This is a genomic window from Chryseobacterium indologenes (genome assembly GCF_002025665.1).
Classification (GTDB): domain Bacteria; phylum Bacteroidota; class Bacteroidia; order Flavobacteriales; family Weeksellaceae; genus Chryseobacterium; species Chryseobacterium metallicongregator.
In genome coordinates, this window is record NZ_CP018786.1 from 2,896,085 (window position 1) to 2,914,198 (window position 18,114).

Below are 18,114 nucleotides of genomic sequence, written 5' to 3' on the forward strand. Positions count from 1 at the left end.
AAGTAAATTGAATAACAGACTCTAACTTAAAATGAAACTATATGAGAAAAATTCTACCCATTATCTTATTTTTAATGATTTTTGCGCATGCCCGGGGACAAACCTGTTCTCCTGTTCCTGTGCCTTTTTCACAGTCATTCAGCAGTGGTGCACTACCAGCATGCTGGATCAGCCAAAACCCTTCTTCAACCTCAACGAACGCTAATGTTAAGTGGAAATTTTCCGGATCAGCGGGATATGGAGCTACCGGAAACGGAGGGAAACCTGCCGGAACTTTTGCATGGGTTGATGCATCTTCACCTTATGCAGGTGAACACACCGTTGAACTGATTAGCCCTCAGATCAACTTAGCCGGATTAACGAATCCTTATATCAAATTTGAATGGTTTAAGGATCATTTGACAGCACTCAATGGCACAGTGCCTGCTGCCGACAACAATCAGCTAAAACTTGCCGTAAATAACGGTTCCGGATGGGTACAAGTCTGGTCCGGTGATACCAATTCTCCTGAATGGAGAACAGTTGGTGTTCCTTTGGCAGCAAGTTATGTCGGAACAACTATTCAGCTAAAGTTTGCCGTTGATAAAGATGTAGCAGGAAATGGTGATTTTTATGACGATGTATTATTAGACGAAGTTCAGGTAATACAAGCTCCTACATGTTTTGAACCTGTTACTTTGCCTGCATCTAATATTGCACCTACTTCTGCAACACTGAACTGGACTGCTCCGCTTGTACCTGCACCAGCTCCAGCCAATGGATATGAATATTACTACAGTACAAACAGTACTCCTCCTGCAGCTGCAACACCAGGCACACCCAATCCCGGAACAAGTGCTAATATCAGCTCTCTTACTTCGGGTGCTACTTATTACTGGTGGATAAGATCTGTCTGTTCTGCAACGGATAAATCACAATGGGTAGCAGGTAATCCTTTTACACCAGGACAAATTGGTGGAGGTGCTGCCACTCATGCTTTCCTACCCGTTTATTCCTGTTCTGGATTCAATTATTCCCAGCAGATTTATATGGCTTCAGAGATTGGAGCCGCTGTCGGAACGAATAATTATATAACAGCTATCAGATTTTTTGTTTCCACAACTGCAGCTACCCAAGCTAATTATAATCAATGGGTAGTGTATATGGGAAACACTTCACAAGCAGATTTTGCAACCACTTCAAGCTGGATCCCTTCCCCCTCTTTAACACAGGTATATTCTGGAACTTTACCGGCAATGGTAGCTGGTACCTGGGTGGAAATTCCTCTAAGCACACCTTTCCTATGGGACGGTGTCAGCAATGTGGTGATAGGTGTTGATGAGAATTCAACAGGAACATCATGTACCGCCAACTGGGGAAGTTATTCTGCAGGAAATAACCGTGGAATGATTTATTACAATTCAACTACCAATCCGGACCTGGCAAATCTTCCTACTGCAACAAGCAGATATGCTGTATTACCGAGGGTACAATTGACAGGTACAACGTTACCAAGTTGTACCAACACTCCTCCAGCCAATATTGCAATAAATAATATTACAGCTACCTCAGCCAATGTTACCTGGACTGCAACAGCCAATGCCACATATGTTGTAAGATACAGAATACCTCCTTCCCTTACATGGCAAACGATCAATATAACGACTCCTTTTACTAATAATGTAACGCTTACCTCTTTAACTGAGCAGACTCAATACGAGGTAGAGATCGCAACCATTTGTGGAACGCAAGGGACATTTTCTACCCCGGTCAGTTTTACAACACCTGCACTCACTTACTGTAATGCTGCAACAGCAACAGTTACGAACGGTTACATTAATAACATTACGATGATGGGTACCAATGTACCTTTAACCAGTAATAACTCAGGGCCAACAACATATACGGATTATTCTACAGATCCTACAAAGACCATTACACTCCTGAGAAATTCAGTTAACAATACATTGTCTGTAGGAAGATCAATTATATCAGGAACCTATTCTACCAATGCGTGGATAGATTTTAACGGGGATGGTATTTTTGATAACAACCCAACAACCACTGCTGGCGGAGAAAGAATTATGAATCTTGGTTATTCCAGCACAACTCCTGTTACTGCTACTTTTGATGTTCCCGCAAATGCTTATTTGGGAACAAGTAAAGTAAAAATGCGTGTCATTGTATATTCTCTCACTCCAGCCAACGCCTGCGGACCTTTAACAAGTAATGGAGAGGTGGAAGATTATTACGTAAAGTTCATTGATCTTCAGCCTTGTACTACAGCTGCTCCTACTACTATTGCAGTGAATAACCTTACTCATAATTCTGCGTATGTCTCATGGATACCAACCGCCAACGCAACTTACGTTATCAGATGGAGACAAGGAAATACAGGTGCTTGGCTTCCAAGTGCAACAGGACAAACACTTCCGGCAGGACAAAGCTTTTATACAATAACAGGACTTACCGAGCAAACCGGATATCAGGTACAAATTGCCACAATCTGTAATGGAAGTCAGGGAGCATTTTCTCCAAGTATAAGTTTTACAACTCCGCCATTAACGTATTGCAGTATGACCGGAACAGGAATTAACGATTATATTTCAAATGTGAAAGTTACCCCTGTCAACTTCCCAGTAATGGACAACACATCTGTTCAAACGAATTACATCAGTTACACATCTGCTACTACACTTATCAATCTTGAAATCGGTTCCCAGGGAAATCAATTATCGGTTTCTAAAGAATGGGCAGGTACTCAGTATGCTGATGCCGTAAACGCTTGGATCGATTGGGACAGAGACGGAGTTTTCACAGATGCTGAAAAAATAATGACTTCTACTGCCAGCACAACAACTCCAATAACAGCAACTTTTAATGTTCCTGCAACAGGAGTTTATACAGGTCCACTAACCACTACGATGAGAGTGGTACTGAAACGAACCAGTGCTCCTGTAATGTGTGCAGATGCAGCCAATGGAGAGGTAGAAGATTATGCTGTAAGATTAAGACCTTGTAATAATACAACACCGGGAAATCCTGTATTTACCAATATCACACATAATTCTGTGAATATAAACTGGACTGCTGCAGCCAACAATAATGCGTTTGTTCTGGAATACAGACCTGTTACAACACCTGCTTCTGCATGGACCACTTTAAACCTATCTGTTTTAGGAGGAAACCCGCCTGTAACAATCAATGCTTTAACTCCTGCTACTACTTATGAGGTAAGAATTGCAGCGGTTTGTGGCAGCACAGGAATCGGAGTATATACTCCAATAAAAACATTTACAACAAGATGTGATCCTACTCCACCATTTGTAACGATAAGTAATGTAACATCAAACTCAGCCTTAATCACCTGGAATCCGGTTGTTCCAAGTGCCTCTTATATTTTAAGATGGCGGGAAGTAGGCGCTGGCCCATGGAATACACCAACGATCCCTCAACCACCGGCAAATTCATATACGATTCCAAACCTTGATTCATTTAAAACATACGAAGTACAGGTAGCCAATATTTGTAATGGAGAAACAACAGCCAATCCGTGGTCTAATCCAAAAGTATTTACCACAGAAAGAATATGTGAAATTTCTCCTCCGGGGCTTATGATCACTCAGATTATGCCAACAACGGCAGAAGTGGTATGGGATCCTTTTCCGGGAACTACTTATATACTGAAGTACAGAAAAGTAGGTATTCCGAGCTGGACAGAGGTTGTGGTTCCTACGAATACTTACACCATCACTGGTTTGCTGGAACTCACTAAATACGAAATGCAGGTAGCCAATCTCTGTAACGGAGTACCGGGAAATTTTACAAAACTGTATTATTTCACTACTCCAACCGTCATCTACTGCCCGATGTCAGCAGCTAATTCTACGACAGAATTTATTTCAAAGGTGACCGTGAAACCTAATGGTAATAAGGAAATGATAAATGAATCTCTTGCATCTACTTATTCAAACTTCACAGGAAATCCTTTACAATTTATTGAGTTGATCCAGGGATCAAAAGGTAATCAGATTACTATTGAAAAAACTTTAAGTTCAGGAACTAACGCTGGCGTAGCGGTCTGGATTGATTTTAACAGAAACGGAGAATTTGACATCAATGAAAGAATTCTGGCAGACGGGCCTAATGGAAACCCAACGGCAAGTACTACTTTCTCTGTTCCTGACAATGCTTTCATAAGTATGACAGATTATAAATATGTAGTCATGAGAGTCGCTTTACAGAAGGATGGTATTCCTGTGAACTGTACGAATTTCAAAGACGGCGAGGTGGAAGATTATACGGTCAGAATTTCAAAACAACCTGTACCAAATTCTCTTAATCAAGCAGACATCCACATTTATCCCAACCCGGTAAGCTCAGTATTGTATGTAAAAAATATAAGCTTCAAAGCTCAATATAAAATTTACAGTGCTGCTGGAAGATTGATATCAAGTGGAATCATTCTGAACAATGCTATTGATGTGAGCAATCTTATCCATGGAATGTATATGATCGAGATAGAAGATGGAGGAATAACCGTTCAGAAGAAGTTTATTAAAGAATCTTAATCTCTTTTGTCAATGAAATTTCAATTTTTAGAATCAAAATTTAGTAATTCATGAAAAACATCATACTCAGTTTATTATTCATTATCTTGGGCATTCAGATTTCGGCACAAAGAGATACAGATCACTGGTTTGCTCCTTATTATGCCTCCACAAGTTACACACAGGCATTATACCTTTCTACAGATTCCGCAACCCCTTTTGTTGTTACAATTAACAATAACAATACTCCGATTGGCACTGTCACAATCAGCAAAAATGCCCCACAAACCTTTGTTGTACCCATTTCTGCTATCGCCGCCAATGTTACATCAGACGCTTATAGTGTTATCACGAAAGGGTTACATCTACAAGGGACAAAGCCGTTCTACTGTTCATTAAGAATAGTAAGCAACACTACACACGCCGAAATCATCACCAGTAAAGGGAAAGCCGGGATTGGTAAGGAATTTTACGTAGCCGGAACTCCTACAACCTCATCACTTACCGGATATAATTTTACAGCAGGAATACTGGCCACTGAAAACAATACCGTAGTAACCGCTACATGGAGTGGAAACGTAACGTTCTTTGGAGCAGCACCAGCCACCAATACTCAGACCATTACACTTAATAAGGGACAGTCTTTTATTTTTGCAGGAGGTCCCGGAACGGGAGGTCAAAATCAGTCTGCTTTTATCGGAGCTAAAATTGTTTCTGACAAACCCATTACGCTTACCAACGGAAATGTAAATGGAAATTTTGGAAATAATACCGGATCTGGCTCTGATGCCATCCTTGATCAATCTGTACCTACAGAAAGGCTTGGAAGTACTTTTGCCATGGTAAGAACCAGATCTTCCGCTGATGATCTGGAAGGAGGTATCATTATTGGAACGGAAGACCATACCCAAATATTCATCAATGGTTCCAACACTCCTATTGCCACCATAAACAGTGGTGATTTTTACAGGATCACTGGGAACAATTATGTACAGCAGGGGAATTCAGGGCATTTTAATATGTTTATTACGACTTCAAAAAATGTCTATTTATATCAATTGGTTTCAGTAAATAACAGCAGTGCTACCTGTGGTTACAACTATATTCCACCATTGAACTGTTTTTTACCCCGAAAAATTGATGAAATCGGAAAGATTAATGAAATGCCTACCGGAACAGGTACCACAAGCACTGTCCCGAATGGAACTATAGTAAAGCTGAATATTTTAACTGAAGCCGGAGCCAATGTAATGGTAAACGGAGCTCCGCCACTCGCTTCAGAAGGCCCTTTTCCGCTAACAGGAAATAGCAGCTGGGTAACGTATGCCATCCCCTCTATCACCGGAAATGTAACAGTTATTTCGGATAAAGCGGTAACCGCAGGGATTAATGGAGGATACAGTACTTCCGGATATGGAGGATATTTTGCCGGGTTCTCCTCTATCCCATTAATTGCAAAACAGACAGGAGAATGTATTCCTGGTATTGTACTTGAAGTGGATGACAGCTATGATACTTACCAGTGGTTTTTGAATGGAAACCCTATTACAGGAGCCAATGCGAATACTTATACTCCGTTGGTTTCCGGAAATTATACCGTAAAAATAGCAGTAGGATCATGTACGCCGGCCATCACTCCGGTTTACAAAGTATTCACATGTCTTGAAGAGTCTACCAAAGCAATGACTGTCTGCGAAGGGTATCAGTCTATAGTACCTCAGTTTACCAATTCTACTCAAAGCTATGTTCCCGGCACGGTAACAATTCTTACACCTCCGGCAAACGGTACAGCAACCATCGATCCGGCAGGAGTAATTACTTATGTCCCTAATTTCGGTTATATGGGTACAGACACTATTGTTTATAAGTTTTGTGGAAACAATCCTGACTTTACAGATTGTGAGCAGGTAACTTTAACGTTAACAGTTTCCGAAAGCCCAATTGTTAAAGATGCAGCCTTAAGGTCATGTTTTGAACCTTCTAATCCTGTCCTTGGCATATTTAATTTAACCTCAGCAGGAGTGAATGTACAGCCGGGAACAATTAAACAATATTATCCTTCTCCTGCCGATGCCCACAGTGGAACCAATGAAATCCTGAACCCAGCCAGTTATATTGCTCCTGACGGAGTGGTTTACATTAAGGTAAGCAATGCCAACGGATGTTACAGAATTGCAGAGGTTACGCTTACGGTTATTCCTCCTACCTACTCGGAGGTACTAAAGGATAAAATTATCTGTATGGAAAATACCACCACACTGGATGCCGGCCCCGGATATACTTCTTATCTATGGAGTACTGGAGCAACAACACCATCCATCAGTAATGTGGGAGTGGGAACTTATTGGGTAGATCTGAAAACGAGAGAATGTACTACAAGGCAAACCGTAAAGGTTTATCCATCAGAAAATCCTGTAATTTCAGATATTAACATCAGCAATAATACGGTTACCTTAACTGCAATTGGAGGAACAACACCTTATCAGTATTCGATGGATAATATCAACTGGCAGAATGAAAATGCATTTACCAATGTTCCGCGCGGAAGCAATACTTTTTATGTAAAAGACGGTTATAACTGTACTCCTGTAGAGGTAGAAATTACAGTTCCTAATCTTATTAATATCATTACGCCTAATGGTGATGGAATAAATGATGTACTGGACTATTCTGCTTTGGCAGGGAAACCCAATTTCACATTCAGTATTTATGACCGATATGGAAGCAAAATTCACGAAGGAAGCAAATTAAACAGCTATCAATGGGATGGCAGCATTGGCGGCAAGAAAGTATCTACCGGAAACTACTGGTTTGATATGGGCTGGAATGAGACCAACAAAAAACAGACTCCGATAAAATATACGGGATGGATTATGGTAAAAAACAGAAATTAATCAAACTTTTAAACCTCTATTTTAAGTATGAAAAAGCTATTATATATTTTCCTTATATTATTTTCCGCAGTACTTTTTGCTCAAAAAAACAGTAATGTAAGGTTTGCAGTGTACAATAATGTCATCGGAACTTCCAGTATGTTTGATCTTTATAAAAGCAGTATTGAAAGGACAACTATTTTTAAAACCAAAGCCCATTTACCTTCTCATTTAAAGAAGTTTGATTATCTGGCTGACAAAGGTTTAATAGAAATTAAGTTTAAAAAAAATGCAGGCTTTCCCGATAGTTTATCTCTGGAAATGCTGAATGAGCAGAACAATCTTCCAAAGGACAGAACTGTGTTTATTGAAGGTTATCCGTTCAATGATACCACAACCCTGGTCTACAATGATATGATCAGCAATATTGAGCTTATAGATTCCAATGGACAGAAAAACATCCATATTTCAACAATAAGAAATTAATTACTGATATGAATCGGAAGTTAATTTAAAAGCTGAGACTATTTCGAAATGAAATAGTCTCTTTTGTTTTTCACTATATTCGTAATCTTTATTTCAATAGTTTTGAAAACCAGACATAAATATCCATATTACCAGGAATATCCAGTTTTTTTCGCAGATTGTATTTTTTGGTCTGGACTGTTCGTACTGAAGTAAATGTATATTCAGCAATATCTTTGGTAGAAAAATTCAGGTATATATAGGCACAAAACCTGATTTCTGAAGTTTTTAACGGAGAAACCTTCAGAAGCTCCTCTGAAAAGCGGGGACAGTATTCATTGAATCGGGTTAAGAATTCAGAGCTGTTTTCTTTGGCAAGCTGTATGACTTCTTTAAAAATACTTTCCTGAGCTGGTGACTGATGGGGCATATCAATCTTATCCAGACTTTTACTTTTGTGTTTTCTGTAGTAATAGAGGAAAAGAAAAATAAAAAGAATACATACTGCAATACTTCCTGATAAAATAAAAAAAAGTTTTTTTGATTCTTTCTTAATGTTGGTTGTTTCTATTTCACTCTGTTTATCAACAGCATCATTCAACATTTGATTTTGCTCACTGTTCGATGCTTCTATCTTCAATAACCATTGAGAATAATAGCTGAGACTATCTTTTTGCCCAAGGTCCTCATACAAACTTTTCAGTTCTTCCGCTACAGCAATTTGATAATTTTCACTTTTATAATAATTATTGGCAATATTTTTACAAATCCATAAATAATGCTGAGCCTGCTCAATATTTTTTACCGCCCTAAAATAACGCGCAGCATAAAAAGCCGTAATATACTGTATACCAATATCATCAATTTTCTTTTCATTCCGGAGAGCTTCATCAATATAGATTTTTGCAGAATCCATTTTATGAAGATCTGTATATGCTCCCGCAAGATAAGCAGAAGTTTTATAGCTGTTACTCAGCCTATTTTTGTCTATTCTATAAAGGTTACCTTTATTTTCTCTATAAATTTTGGAATATTTGTAAGCGATTCTGGAATATTTTAGCGCCAGTTCTTTTTTATTCTGATCACCATATTTACTTGCATACTGCCGATTGATCAGATAAATAAAATAGGCATTACCCGTTTTCATGGTCTCATCATAGATTTCATCCAATTGTTTTAAAGAGGCTACCCTTTCATTCAATTTCTGGTATAAAAAAGATTTTTGAATATGAAGGTAAAATATGACTTCAAAATCTGTATCCGAGCTAATAAGGTTCTCCTTTTCTACTTTATCTATATAATAAAAAGACTTCTTGAAATCATTCATTCTGTCATAGATATTCGCAATCTTGAGATATCCTAATGCAACACAATCATTATAAGAGTTTTTTCGACACACCTCAATAAGGCTGTCAATTTTTTTTATTTCTTTTGGCCCGGCGGTAGAAAATTCGATGTCAAAGATGATATTCTTAAATTGCTTCTCCGTATGCTGTGAATAAAAAAAAGAAAAGATAAAGAAAAAGAAAAAAGACAAATTTTTCACCATACTCCACTATAATTAAAAATACAATATTACTACTACACCGCCCTACATTACGCAAAATACATACGTATTATATACACAAATCAATAAAAACGCAATAAAATATTATTTACTTTATAAAATTAACAATTAATTTTGAATACCGGAATATTATTTTAAAGCTCAAAAAAAATTGTTCAATCCTCATTTATTCACGATAAAATTTTGCTCGCTAGGAATATTAACCTTCTGTTTTTCAGAAACTGCTAGGTAGGTAAGGTTTAATACTATTTCAAAAATATATTTCTAAATAATTAGTTTTTCTTAATCATCCTTAGTAGCGTACCTGCAGCATAGACAAAGTCTGTAGGTACTTTTTAAAAGAATACATTGTACAGATAATATCAGCTGATACAATTCGAATACTTTACCAATATTCCCAGAGATGAAGTCAAAGTATAAAAAACGGATACAATTGCACTCCCGGAGAAATGAATTGTACACTCCCTAATATCATTACTCCAAATGACTCTGGTATTAATAATTATATTGACAATTCTTGCTATACATATTGAACAGATTAAGGATATCTTTTTTGAACTCTTCCTCAGTATGATGTGAAAGAAAATACAACATAAAAAAAATAGTTTTTTTAGTCGCAACCACTCAAATATAAAATACAATATCAACACTAAAAAACTCCCGAGTAAACAAAATCACATACGTATTACGTACACAATTTAATAAAATCATAAAATATCATTGTTTGCAATACAAAATTAGCAATTACTTTTGAAGACCCGAATTTTTATATTCATTCTTCGCAATACCACTATTTAAATACCTAATTTTTAAAATGAGAAAAACTCTATTATCATTATTTTTGATTTCTGGTTTCTGTCTTTCCAATGCCCAAAGATGGGAAACCTCTTCACAAAAAGTGTCTGAGATCAGAAGAGAGGTAAAAATCAAGTATGCTTACAAAACTGATATTAATGCTTTAATACAGTTATTAAAAAACGCTGAGGAAACCGGCGCAAATGCAAGAGCAGTAACGATTCAATTACCGACAGCAGAAGGAGCCATAGAAAGCTTTGCAGTGTACAGCAATCCTGTGATGGAAAAATCTTTGGCTGAAAAATATGGATTAGGATCTTATGTAGGAGTGGGAATTGATGACCCATCCAAATATGTAAGATTCAGTACATCTCCTACAGAAATACAGTCAATGATTATTAAAGACGGTGTTTTTCAGTTTATAGAACCGATTACAACAGATAAAAAGACCTATGGTGTATTCTATAAAACAGAAAGAACAGAGTCTGAGCATGGCTTTAGCTGCAGCATGGAAGGTAAAAAAGGACTGGACATCAAATCTTTAAAGAATTCCGGAAAAAATAAACTTGCCGGAATCAATATTACTGGAAGACCGGCTGCCTCAAGATACAGAAACCTACAGACTTGCCTTGTCTGCAACGGGAGAATATACAACCCTTTTTGGAGGGGTTGCAGGAGCACTTGCCCAGATGAATAATACCATGACCAGGGTAAACGGTGTTTTTGAAAAAGAATTTGCGATTCATTTGAATATACAAAACCTTCCCAATATCATTTATGCCAATCCTGCCAATGATCCTTATACAAACGATTTGAATGGCCAGCTGCAACAAACCTTAACGGCTCAGGTAGGTAATGATAATTATGATATCGGACATGTTTTTAATGCGGCAGGAGGAAATGGAAATGCAGGCTGTATAGGCTGCATATGTACCGACCCAACAGCAGCGGAACCGCTAGGAAAAGGTTCTGCATTTACACAGAATGGCAACCCTGTGGGAGATACCTTTGATATTGATTATGTAGCCCATGAGATGGGGCACCAGCTTGGAGGTAATCATACATTTTCGACTGTTACAGAAGGCTCAGGAGTCAATATAGAACCTGGCGGAGGAACAACCATCATGGCCTATGCAGGAATCACAGCCAATAATGTTCAGATGAACAGTGATGCTTATTTCCACTATTCATCCATCAATCAAATTCTTACCAATCTTGAAGGTAAAGTGGGGTGCGGTGTAGCAGAAAATATCGCTAACAATAATGCACCAGCTATTACTCCGCTTATTTCCTATAATATTCCTAAAGGGACAGCCTATTATCTGGATGCCAATGCAGTTGATGCAGATGGAAATCAGTTTACCTATAACTGGGAACAGTATGACAGCGTAGGCTCAACGAGTTCCATCTCAGGAGACAGCGGCTGGGGATTCAATCCTGAGGGTTCACTTACCCGTTCTTTTCCTGCAGTGGCTTCCGGAAGAAGATATTTCCCGAGCCTGCCTGTAGTGATGAGTGGGAAACTGACCAATAAAGATACATGGGAAACAGTTTCCTATATTCCCAGAGTGTTACATTACGCTGTAACTGTACGTGATAATAATCCAAACAGACCCTTAACTATTTCTGCAGAAAATACAGTAACCGTTGGAAATGACGGACCTTTTAAATTCAAAGGATTAACTCCTTCTACTACGCTTTATAATAATGCAAACAATACCATTTCATGGGATGTTGCCAATACCAACCTCGCCCCATACAACACAGCCAATGTAAAGATTGAATATACAACCGATCTGAATAACGGAGCAGCATGGACAGAACTGGTAGCTTCAACTCCGAATGACGGAAGTTTTGAAATACAAATGCCTGCTGCGCTTCAGGGAAATATTAAACTGCGAATTTCAGCGGTAGGAAATATATTTTATGCGGTTTCTCCTACACTGACTGTAGGAAATGCTCCGGCTTCTTCAAACAATCCACCAACGGGGCTTGCTGCGTTCGACAATGATATATTAAAAACCTCAGCAACTGTTTCATGGAATCATGTACCGGGAGCAACCTATTCTGTGAATTACAGAAAAACAGGAGGAGCAAACTGGTCCAATGCTGCCAGTCCGGTTAGTTCTGTGTTATTAAATAATCTTGAAGATGAGACCTCTTATGAAGTTCGTGTAGCATCTGTGATTAATAATGTTCCCGGGGCATTTTCATCTGTATATAATTTTAAAACCAAAGGATTACGCACCGGATATGACTACTGCCTGATGACTACAGGAGGAAACACGACAAACAGCCCGTATTTCAGCGGAATATTAAGAGTGACTTTAGCCAATGTGGATTTAGCTGGAAACGGGACAACCGTTCAGCACGCTTATAAAGATTATTCGGAAGATCCTGCCAGACTGATTCAGCTTACTCAGGGTGCGCAATACAATATGAACTATATTGTGTATGCTAACCGTGCCGGAGGAAACTTTCAGGATTGGGTACAGGTGTGGATTGATTACAACAGAAACGGAGTATTTGAAGCTTCAGAAAGAGTAGGCATTAACGGAGCTGTTCCCAATGCCAATAAAAGACACCAGGGAAGTTTTGCATTTACAGTCCCAGCCGATGCTTATAATGGCGACAAAACATTAAGAATGAGAGTTGCCAGTGGTTTTTACAATGCTTCAGTTGATGCGTGTACAAGCCCATCTTTAGATGATAATGGTGACCTGTTCTCCCGTGGCTCAGTATGGGATTTTTCTGTAAAGATCAATGCGGCACTTGGGATTAAAGAATCAGCTCAATCCTCATCTGATATCGAAATTTATCCTAATCCTGCAGATACATTTATAGAAGTGAAAAACCTGAAAGGTAAAGCTGTCTACAAAATTTACAGTGCAGACGGAAGACTTGTTCAGGAAGGGCAACCGGACGGAAAAAGAATCAATGTTGCGTCATTGATCAAAGGAATGTACGTCATCACCATAAAGGATGATAAGACGACTTATAATACAAAATTAATCAAGAAATAGTTGTAATAATTAGTGTACCGTACCTGCAGGTATTACAGATGACCCGCAGGTACTTTTCCAAATTTATTTTAAAAAGATAAAACCCAGTCATTAACTCATAATAAAGCAAAAATCTCTAACAAAGTAAATAAACTAACATTTTCATTTAAACACCTTTTAATCTTGTGCCTGCAGTATAGATTGGGTTTCCTGCAGGTACTTTTTAAAGCGTTTAATAATAAAAACAGATAAAGAAAAGTATAATTCTATATTGATAAAAAAACATTTTTAATCATCGTTTGTATTGTGTACCTGCATAATAAGTGGTTGTTTGCAGGTACCTTTTTTACATAAGAATCTAAAAAAATATGATATGCTAAAAAAACTACTTCTTCTGATATGTACTGGTTTTTCAGTCTTATCTTTCTGTCAATCTAATGAGGTTCTGTTTATAGGAAACAGTGTCACGTATTTTAATGACATGCCTGAAATTTTCAAAAATATAGCTGCTTCAAAAGGAAAGAATGTTTCCATAACAACCCATACGCCGGGAGGAACCGGATTTGTTAATCACGTAGATGATCCTGCACTGTACCAAAAAATAAAATCAAAAAACTATAAGTATGTTATCATGCAGCCCGGTACTGGTGAATCTGCAGGTCATTCTTATCCTGTTTCCGTGACAGCAGAGCGTGGCCGCAAAATCAGGGATTCCATCCGAAAATACAGCCCATGTTCCAAAATATTCTTATATGAAATTCCGTATGGAGTACCCTCTGCTAATGAATATAATGTATATTTTACTTTTCAGCAGAAAATAAAGGACTCCATTACTAAGATGTCTAACCTGATGCAGGTAGAAATGGTTCCTGCCGGAGAATCAGCAAGGCAGTATTACACTTCATCGCAGGATCTGGCTCTTCATGGATCGTATAATGATATTCATCCGGGGCCGAAAGGAAGTTACCTTGTAGCAGCTTCTATGTATTCTGCGGTTTTCCAGGATCATGTTTTCCCTTCTGCATTTTATAACGGACTGCCTCAAAACACTGCTGAAAATTTTCAGGAGATTGCTGATCAGGTCTTTTTTAATAATCCTGCACAATGGAACAGCAATGCGTTTCATCTTCATTCGGATTTTATCGCAGGAATTAATGGAACCACTGTGAATTTCACCAATCATTCCGCCAATTACACTTCAGTATTATGGAGTTTTGGTGATGGTACCACAGATTCCTCATCAGATCCGGCTCATCATTATGCCTCTCCCGGAAGTTATACCGTCACCCTGACAGTTAATAAAAATACCTGTTCAGAAACGTTAAGTAAGGTTATTACTATCGGTTCTCTGGGAACTGCAGATCTTGCCATTGAGTCCGAGCTTACCTTTTACCCTAATCCGGTCACCGATTTTTGTTACCTGAAAAGTAAAGGAAAAATAAAGAATATCATCATTTATGATATAGCTCAAAGGAAGCTTGCCGATTGGAAAAACCTGAATGTTTTTGATCTCAAAATAGATTTTTCAACGTATGAAAAAGGAGCTTACTTGATGAGTATTCTATATGAAAATGATCGTAGGGAAAACATTAAAATCATGGTCAAATAATTAAATAACTGAAGAAAGAGAACTCAGATTGAGTTCTCTTTCTTTTTACTATATAAATAGTGTATTTCTAGATATCAACACATTGAAGTGTTATCAAATCTTATCCTGCAACAACTTCCTCTGCATATACAGCACCTTCATAACAGGCATTGTAAATTGCTTTCAGTTCCTCTAAAACAGGCACTCTCGGATTGAAACCTGTACAAGGGTCTGCTAAAGCGTTGGCTGCAATATAGTCAAGGTTTTTCTCCCAATCTTCTTTTGAAATTCCGAAATCTTTGATCGCTGAATGATTGTTAACTTCAGAACGTAGTGTCTCAATAGCCTGAGCCAGTTCTTCGGTAGTTTCTTTCCCAATTACTCTTGCCAGATCAGGATAACGTTCTGTAGCCAGAGCATTGTAACGGATCACATTCGGAAGGAAAATAGCATTTGAAGCTCCGTGAGGAATTCCATACAGCGCTCCTACCTGATGAGAAAGAGAGTGAACAATTCCCAACCATGCATTATTGAAGGCTAAACCAGCCATAAATGATGCATCATGCATATTCTGACGGGCCTGAATATTATTTGGGTTTTCTACGGCTTCTTTAAGGTTATCAAAAACAATCTCTAAACCACCTTTAGATAAGGCATCTGCAATATTGTTATCAATATTGGAGACATAGGCCTCCACACAATGTGTCAGAGCATCAAGCCCTGTATTGGAAGTTACATGTGCCGGCATTGAAGCGCAGATTTCCCCATCAATAATAGCAATATCCGGTGTTAATTCATAAGAAACCACAGGATATTTTACGCCTTTCTCTCTATCCGTAATCACCGCAAGCCCCGTAGTTTCCGTTCCCGTACCACTGGTAGAAGGAATAGCAATAAACTTTGCTTTATTTCTCAAAACGGGAACTGTGAAAGGTTTAATCAAAGCATCAAATTCCACCTCAGGATATTCGTAAAATACCCACATAATTTTTGCAGCATCAATGGCGGAGCAGCCACCTAAACCGATAATCCAGTCAGGTTGGAAAGTATTCATCACCTCTGCACCTTTCAGACAGGTTGCTGATGATGGGTCTTCTTCTACCCCTTCGAAAATCTGTGTTTCGATTCCTGCTTCATGAAGATAGGCTATCGCTTTATCAAGGGTTCCGCTTTTTCTCATGGAACTCCCTCCTGTTACAATAACTGCTTTTTTTCCTTTGATATTTTTTAATTCATCAAGACTTCCTGCACCATGGAAGACTTCGCCTGCAATAAATAATTTGCTCATTTTTCTTATCTGATTTTAATGATACAAAATTAGATAAGCCTTCACAAGCCCTGTTATACAAACGAGACTATACGTTATACATTTGCGCCAGTTCCTGTTGAAGTTCGGTGGGAGTTTCTTTGAGTTTTGCTTTTACAAATTTATTGAGGGCAGATGGAGAATTAAAACCCAAATCAAAAGCAATTTCCTTATGGGAAAGATCTGAAAACATCAGCTGCCGTTTAATTTCCGTTAAAATACGGTTATGGATAGCCTGAATAGCAGTCTCTCCACAATGTTTTTTGGTAATAGAGTTTAGCTTTTTGGAAGTAATGGCCAGTTCTTCTGCATAGTACTGAACCGTTCTGTGTTGTTTATAATGTTCATTCAACAGCTTTTTAAATCTTACATACAGGGGTTGATCTGCTGTTTTTTCATGCAGAACCGGATGCAGTCCGTGAATCGATTCAATAAGTCCGAGAAGGACAATTTTAATGTAAAATCTGGCCTGTTCTTTCTTTATAAGGGTGGGCTGTTCGTAAATTTCTTTGATGATTGAAGTGTTGCGTAAGCTTTGTTCAAAGTCTTCCCGTGAAAGTATTGTACAGTTAAGCTGTGTAGAAAGATTAACATTATAGGTACTTAATTCATTTTTCAGAATATCAGAACAAAACAATATTTCTTCAAACAAAATAATCTTCCCGATGAGATCTTCGCTGGAGGCTGCCACAAAATTTACCTGTTCCGGAAATATCACAGAGATTTTCCCCGCTTTTATCCAATGAATTTTATCTTCAATACAAACCTGAAGTTTTCCCTCTTCTACAATAAAAATACAAAAATGGTCTTTTTTGTGAGGTTTTGCATATTGGGCCAAATGGTCTTTATTCAAATCAAAAACCCGGAAAGACAGATTTTTATCTTCCTGTTTCTGAATATTTTTTTTAATCTCCAGTTTCTTCATAGTTCCTTTTACCGCAGCAAAGTTAGGATTAAAAAAAGTTATACGTCTATCTGCCCTAAATAAAAAGCCCCTAAATAGGAGCTTTTTGTAAACTTAGAGTTAAATTGTTCTCTTATATTAATCCAGCTTATCAGCTAATGATTTGCATGGACAAATTAATCATTCTGTTTTCTTCATGAATTCATCCAGGCTGTATATCCCAGGACCGGTAAAAAACAGGAGTAAGGAGCTGCTAAAAAATAAGAGGGCAATTTCTCCTCTGAAGGTGGTTACATCTCCATGCTGAACCAAGATAAACGCAACCAAAGTATTGAATGCAATTACAAAAGAAGCGATTTTCGTTTTGAAACCTAATAATAAAAGTAACGCACAAAAAACATCGGAAAAAGCAGCAAACAAAAGCCCCGGTAATTTTCCTATATGCAAAGGGTCAGCAATTTTCGAGAGCATTTCAGAGAAGTGAAACAGTTTTTCATGCCCATGATTTATATAAAGAATCATACTGATAATCATCCTGAAGAAGAATAAGCCTTTGTCTCTGTTAAAAAAAATCGTGATCTTTTTCATAGTTCATTCCATACAAATAGAAACTCCCAAACAATGTATTGAGAGAGAGTTTCTCATGAGTTTTTAATTATCTGTCTGCCCTATTTCAAGCTTGTTTATTTTCCCATCTTTATTAAAATGGAATTTAAAATAGGCTTTAAAATCTCCGTATTTATCACTGTGGAATGCTCCATACACTGAGTTTCCGTTATCCTCCACTTTATCAATGCTTACGAAATTTTCAATAAGAATGGCATGGGTTGAAAATTCTTTCAGATCTCTTGGGTTACCATCGTCAAGCAATACCGCATCTTTTGCAAAAAGAGATATCCATTTTTCTATATCACTTGCCTGGAAGGCTTCAATAGCCTGTTTTACTTTTATATTTATAATTTTCGAAGTATCCATACTCTTTATTTTTTTGTGTTGATGGTTTTGATACCGTTGTCCACAAGCATTCAGACTGCAAGCCATCATCAATACCATACTTAATAATTTAAAAATATTCATAGTATTAT

Annotated in this window: 11 protein-coding genes; 6 read left to right on the top strand and 5 right to left on the bottom strand. The window is 37.8% G+C overall.

Annotation, left to right across the window (positions count from 1 at the left end; genetic code table 11):
* Nucleotides 1-41: 41 nt before the first annotated feature.
* The 3 genes from BUE84_RS13215 to BUE84_RS13225 are packed head-to-tail and all read left to right on the top strand — an operon-like array spanning nucleotide 42 to nucleotide 7,888.
* A complete protein-coding gene (locus tag BUE84_RS13215; RefSeq protein WP_079242017.1) occupies nucleotides 42-4,550 on the top strand; it encodes a fibronectin type III domain-containing protein in 4,509 nt (1,502 codons plus the stop codon).
* 50 nt (nucleotides 4,551-4,600) lie between these two features.
* Entirely contained in the window at nucleotides 4,601-7,423 is a 2,823-nt protein-coding gene (locus BUE84_RS13220; RefSeq protein WP_079242018.1) for a T9SS type B sorting domain-containing protein, read from the top strand.
* A 27-nt stretch (nucleotides 7,424-7,450) separates the two neighbouring features.
* Nucleotides 7,451-7,888, top strand: coding sequence for a hypothetical protein (locus tag BUE84_RS13225; RefSeq protein WP_079242019.1), 438 nt, complete (start codon nucleotides 7,451-7,453; stop codon nucleotides 7,886-7,888).
* An 88-nt stretch (nucleotides 7,889-7,976) separates the two neighbouring features.
* On the opposite strand, the gene BUE84_RS13230 is transcribed toward BUE84_RS13225, so the two are convergent.
* Nucleotides 7,977-9,416, bottom strand: coding sequence for a helix-turn-helix transcriptional regulator (locus BUE84_RS13230; RefSeq protein ID WP_079242020.1), 1,440 nt, complete (start codon nucleotides 9,414-9,416; stop codon nucleotides 7,977-7,979).
* Between the two features lie 832 nt (nucleotides 9,417-10,248).
* On the opposite strand from BUE84_RS13230, the gene BUE84_RS24830 reads away from it, so the two are divergent.
* The 3 genes from BUE84_RS24830 (at nucleotide 10,249) to BUE84_RS13240 (ending at nucleotide 14,840) form a co-directional block, all read left to right on the top strand.
* Nucleotides 10,249-10,926, top strand: coding sequence for a hypothetical protein (locus tag BUE84_RS24830; protein WP_238594259.1), 678 nt, complete (start codon nucleotides 10,249-10,251; stop codon nucleotides 10,924-10,926).
* Nucleotides 10,859-13,252 carry a reprolysin-like metallopeptidase gene (locus tag BUE84_RS13235; RefSeq protein WP_238594426.1) on the top strand — a complete coding sequence of 798 codons (2,394 nt, stop codon included), beginning with the start codon at nucleotides 10,859-10,861 and terminating at the stop codon, nucleotides 13,250-13,252. Before BUE84_RS24830 ends, BUE84_RS13235 begins: the two co-directional genes overlap by 68 nt.
* Before the next feature lie 352 nt (nucleotides 13,253-13,604).
* On the top strand, nucleotides 13,605-14,840 hold the full coding sequence (locus BUE84_RS13240; protein WP_079242022.1) for a PKD domain-containing protein: 1,236 nt from the start codon (nucleotides 13,605-13,607) through the stop codon (nucleotides 14,838-14,840).
* 100 nt (nucleotides 14,841-14,940) lie between these two features.
* Here the strand turns inward: BUE84_RS13240 and BUE84_RS13245 are convergent, their stop codons facing one another.
* The 4 genes from BUE84_RS13245 to BUE84_RS13260 form a co-directional block, all read right to left on the bottom strand.
* A complete protein-coding gene (locus tag BUE84_RS13245) occupies nucleotides 14,941-16,107 on the bottom strand; it encodes an iron-containing alcohol dehydrogenase (protein ID WP_079242023.1) in 1,167 nt (388 codons plus the stop codon).
* 67 nt (nucleotides 16,108-16,174) lie between these two features.
* On the bottom strand, nucleotides 16,175-17,050 hold the full coding sequence (locus BUE84_RS13250; RefSeq protein WP_079242024.1) for a helix-turn-helix domain-containing protein: 876 nt from the start codon (nucleotides 17,048-17,050) through the stop codon (nucleotides 16,175-16,177).
* Nucleotides 17,051-17,209: 159 nt separating this feature from the next.
* The gene (locus BUE84_RS13255; protein WP_079242025.1) at nucleotides 17,210-17,617 is read right to left on the bottom strand and encodes a DoxX family protein; all 408 of its coding nucleotides are present in this window, start codon (nucleotides 17,615-17,617) and stop codon (nucleotides 17,210-17,212) included.
* Between the two features lie 63 nt (nucleotides 17,618-17,680).
* Nucleotides 17,681-18,106, bottom strand: a complete 426-nt coding sequence (locus tag BUE84_RS13260; protein WP_079242026.1) for a nuclear transport factor 2 family protein — start codon at nucleotides 18,104-18,106, stop codon at nucleotides 17,681-17,683.
* Between the last annotated feature and the right edge of the window lie 8 nt (nucleotides 18,107-18,114).

What these genes read in the sequence shown, in the direction of transcription:
- BUE84_RS13215 (WP_079242017.1), top strand. Translation starts at nt 42, where the DNA reads ATGAGAAAAATTCTACCCATTATCTTATTTTTAATGATTTTTGCGCAT.
- BUE84_RS13220 (WP_079242018.1), top strand. Translation starts at nt 4,601, where the DNA reads ATGAAAAACATCATACTCAGTTTATTATTCATTATCTTGGGCATTCAG.
- BUE84_RS13225 (WP_079242019.1), top strand. Translation starts at nt 7,451, where the DNA reads ATGAAAAAGCTATTATATATTTTCCTTATATTATTTTCCGCAGTACTT.
- BUE84_RS13230 (WP_079242020.1), bottom strand. Translation starts at nt 9,416, where the DNA reads ATGGTGAAAAATTTGTCTTTTTTCTTTTTCTTTATCTTTTCTTTTTTT.
- BUE84_RS24830 (WP_238594259.1), top strand. Translation starts at nt 10,249, where the DNA reads ATGAGAAAAACTCTATTATCATTATTTTTGATTTCTGGTTTCTGTCTT.
- BUE84_RS13240 (WP_079242022.1), top strand. Translation starts at nt 13,605, where the DNA reads ATGCTAAAAAAACTACTTCTTCTGATATGTACTGGTTTTTCAGTCTTA.
- BUE84_RS13245 (WP_079242023.1), bottom strand. Translation starts at nt 16,107, where the DNA reads ATGAGCAAATTATTTATTGCAGGCGAAGTCTTCCATGGTGCAGGAAGT.
- BUE84_RS13250 (WP_079242024.1), bottom strand. Translation starts at nt 17,050, where the DNA reads ATGAAGAAACTGGAGATTAAAAAAAATATTCAGAAACAGGAAGATAAA.
- BUE84_RS13255 (WP_079242025.1), bottom strand. Translation starts at nt 17,617, where the DNA reads ATGAAAAAGATCACGATTTTTTTTAACAGAGACAAAGGCTTATTCTTC.
- BUE84_RS13260 (WP_079242026.1), bottom strand. Translation starts at nt 18,106, where the DNA reads ATGAATATTTTTAAATTATTAAGTATGGTATTGATGATGGCTTGCAGT.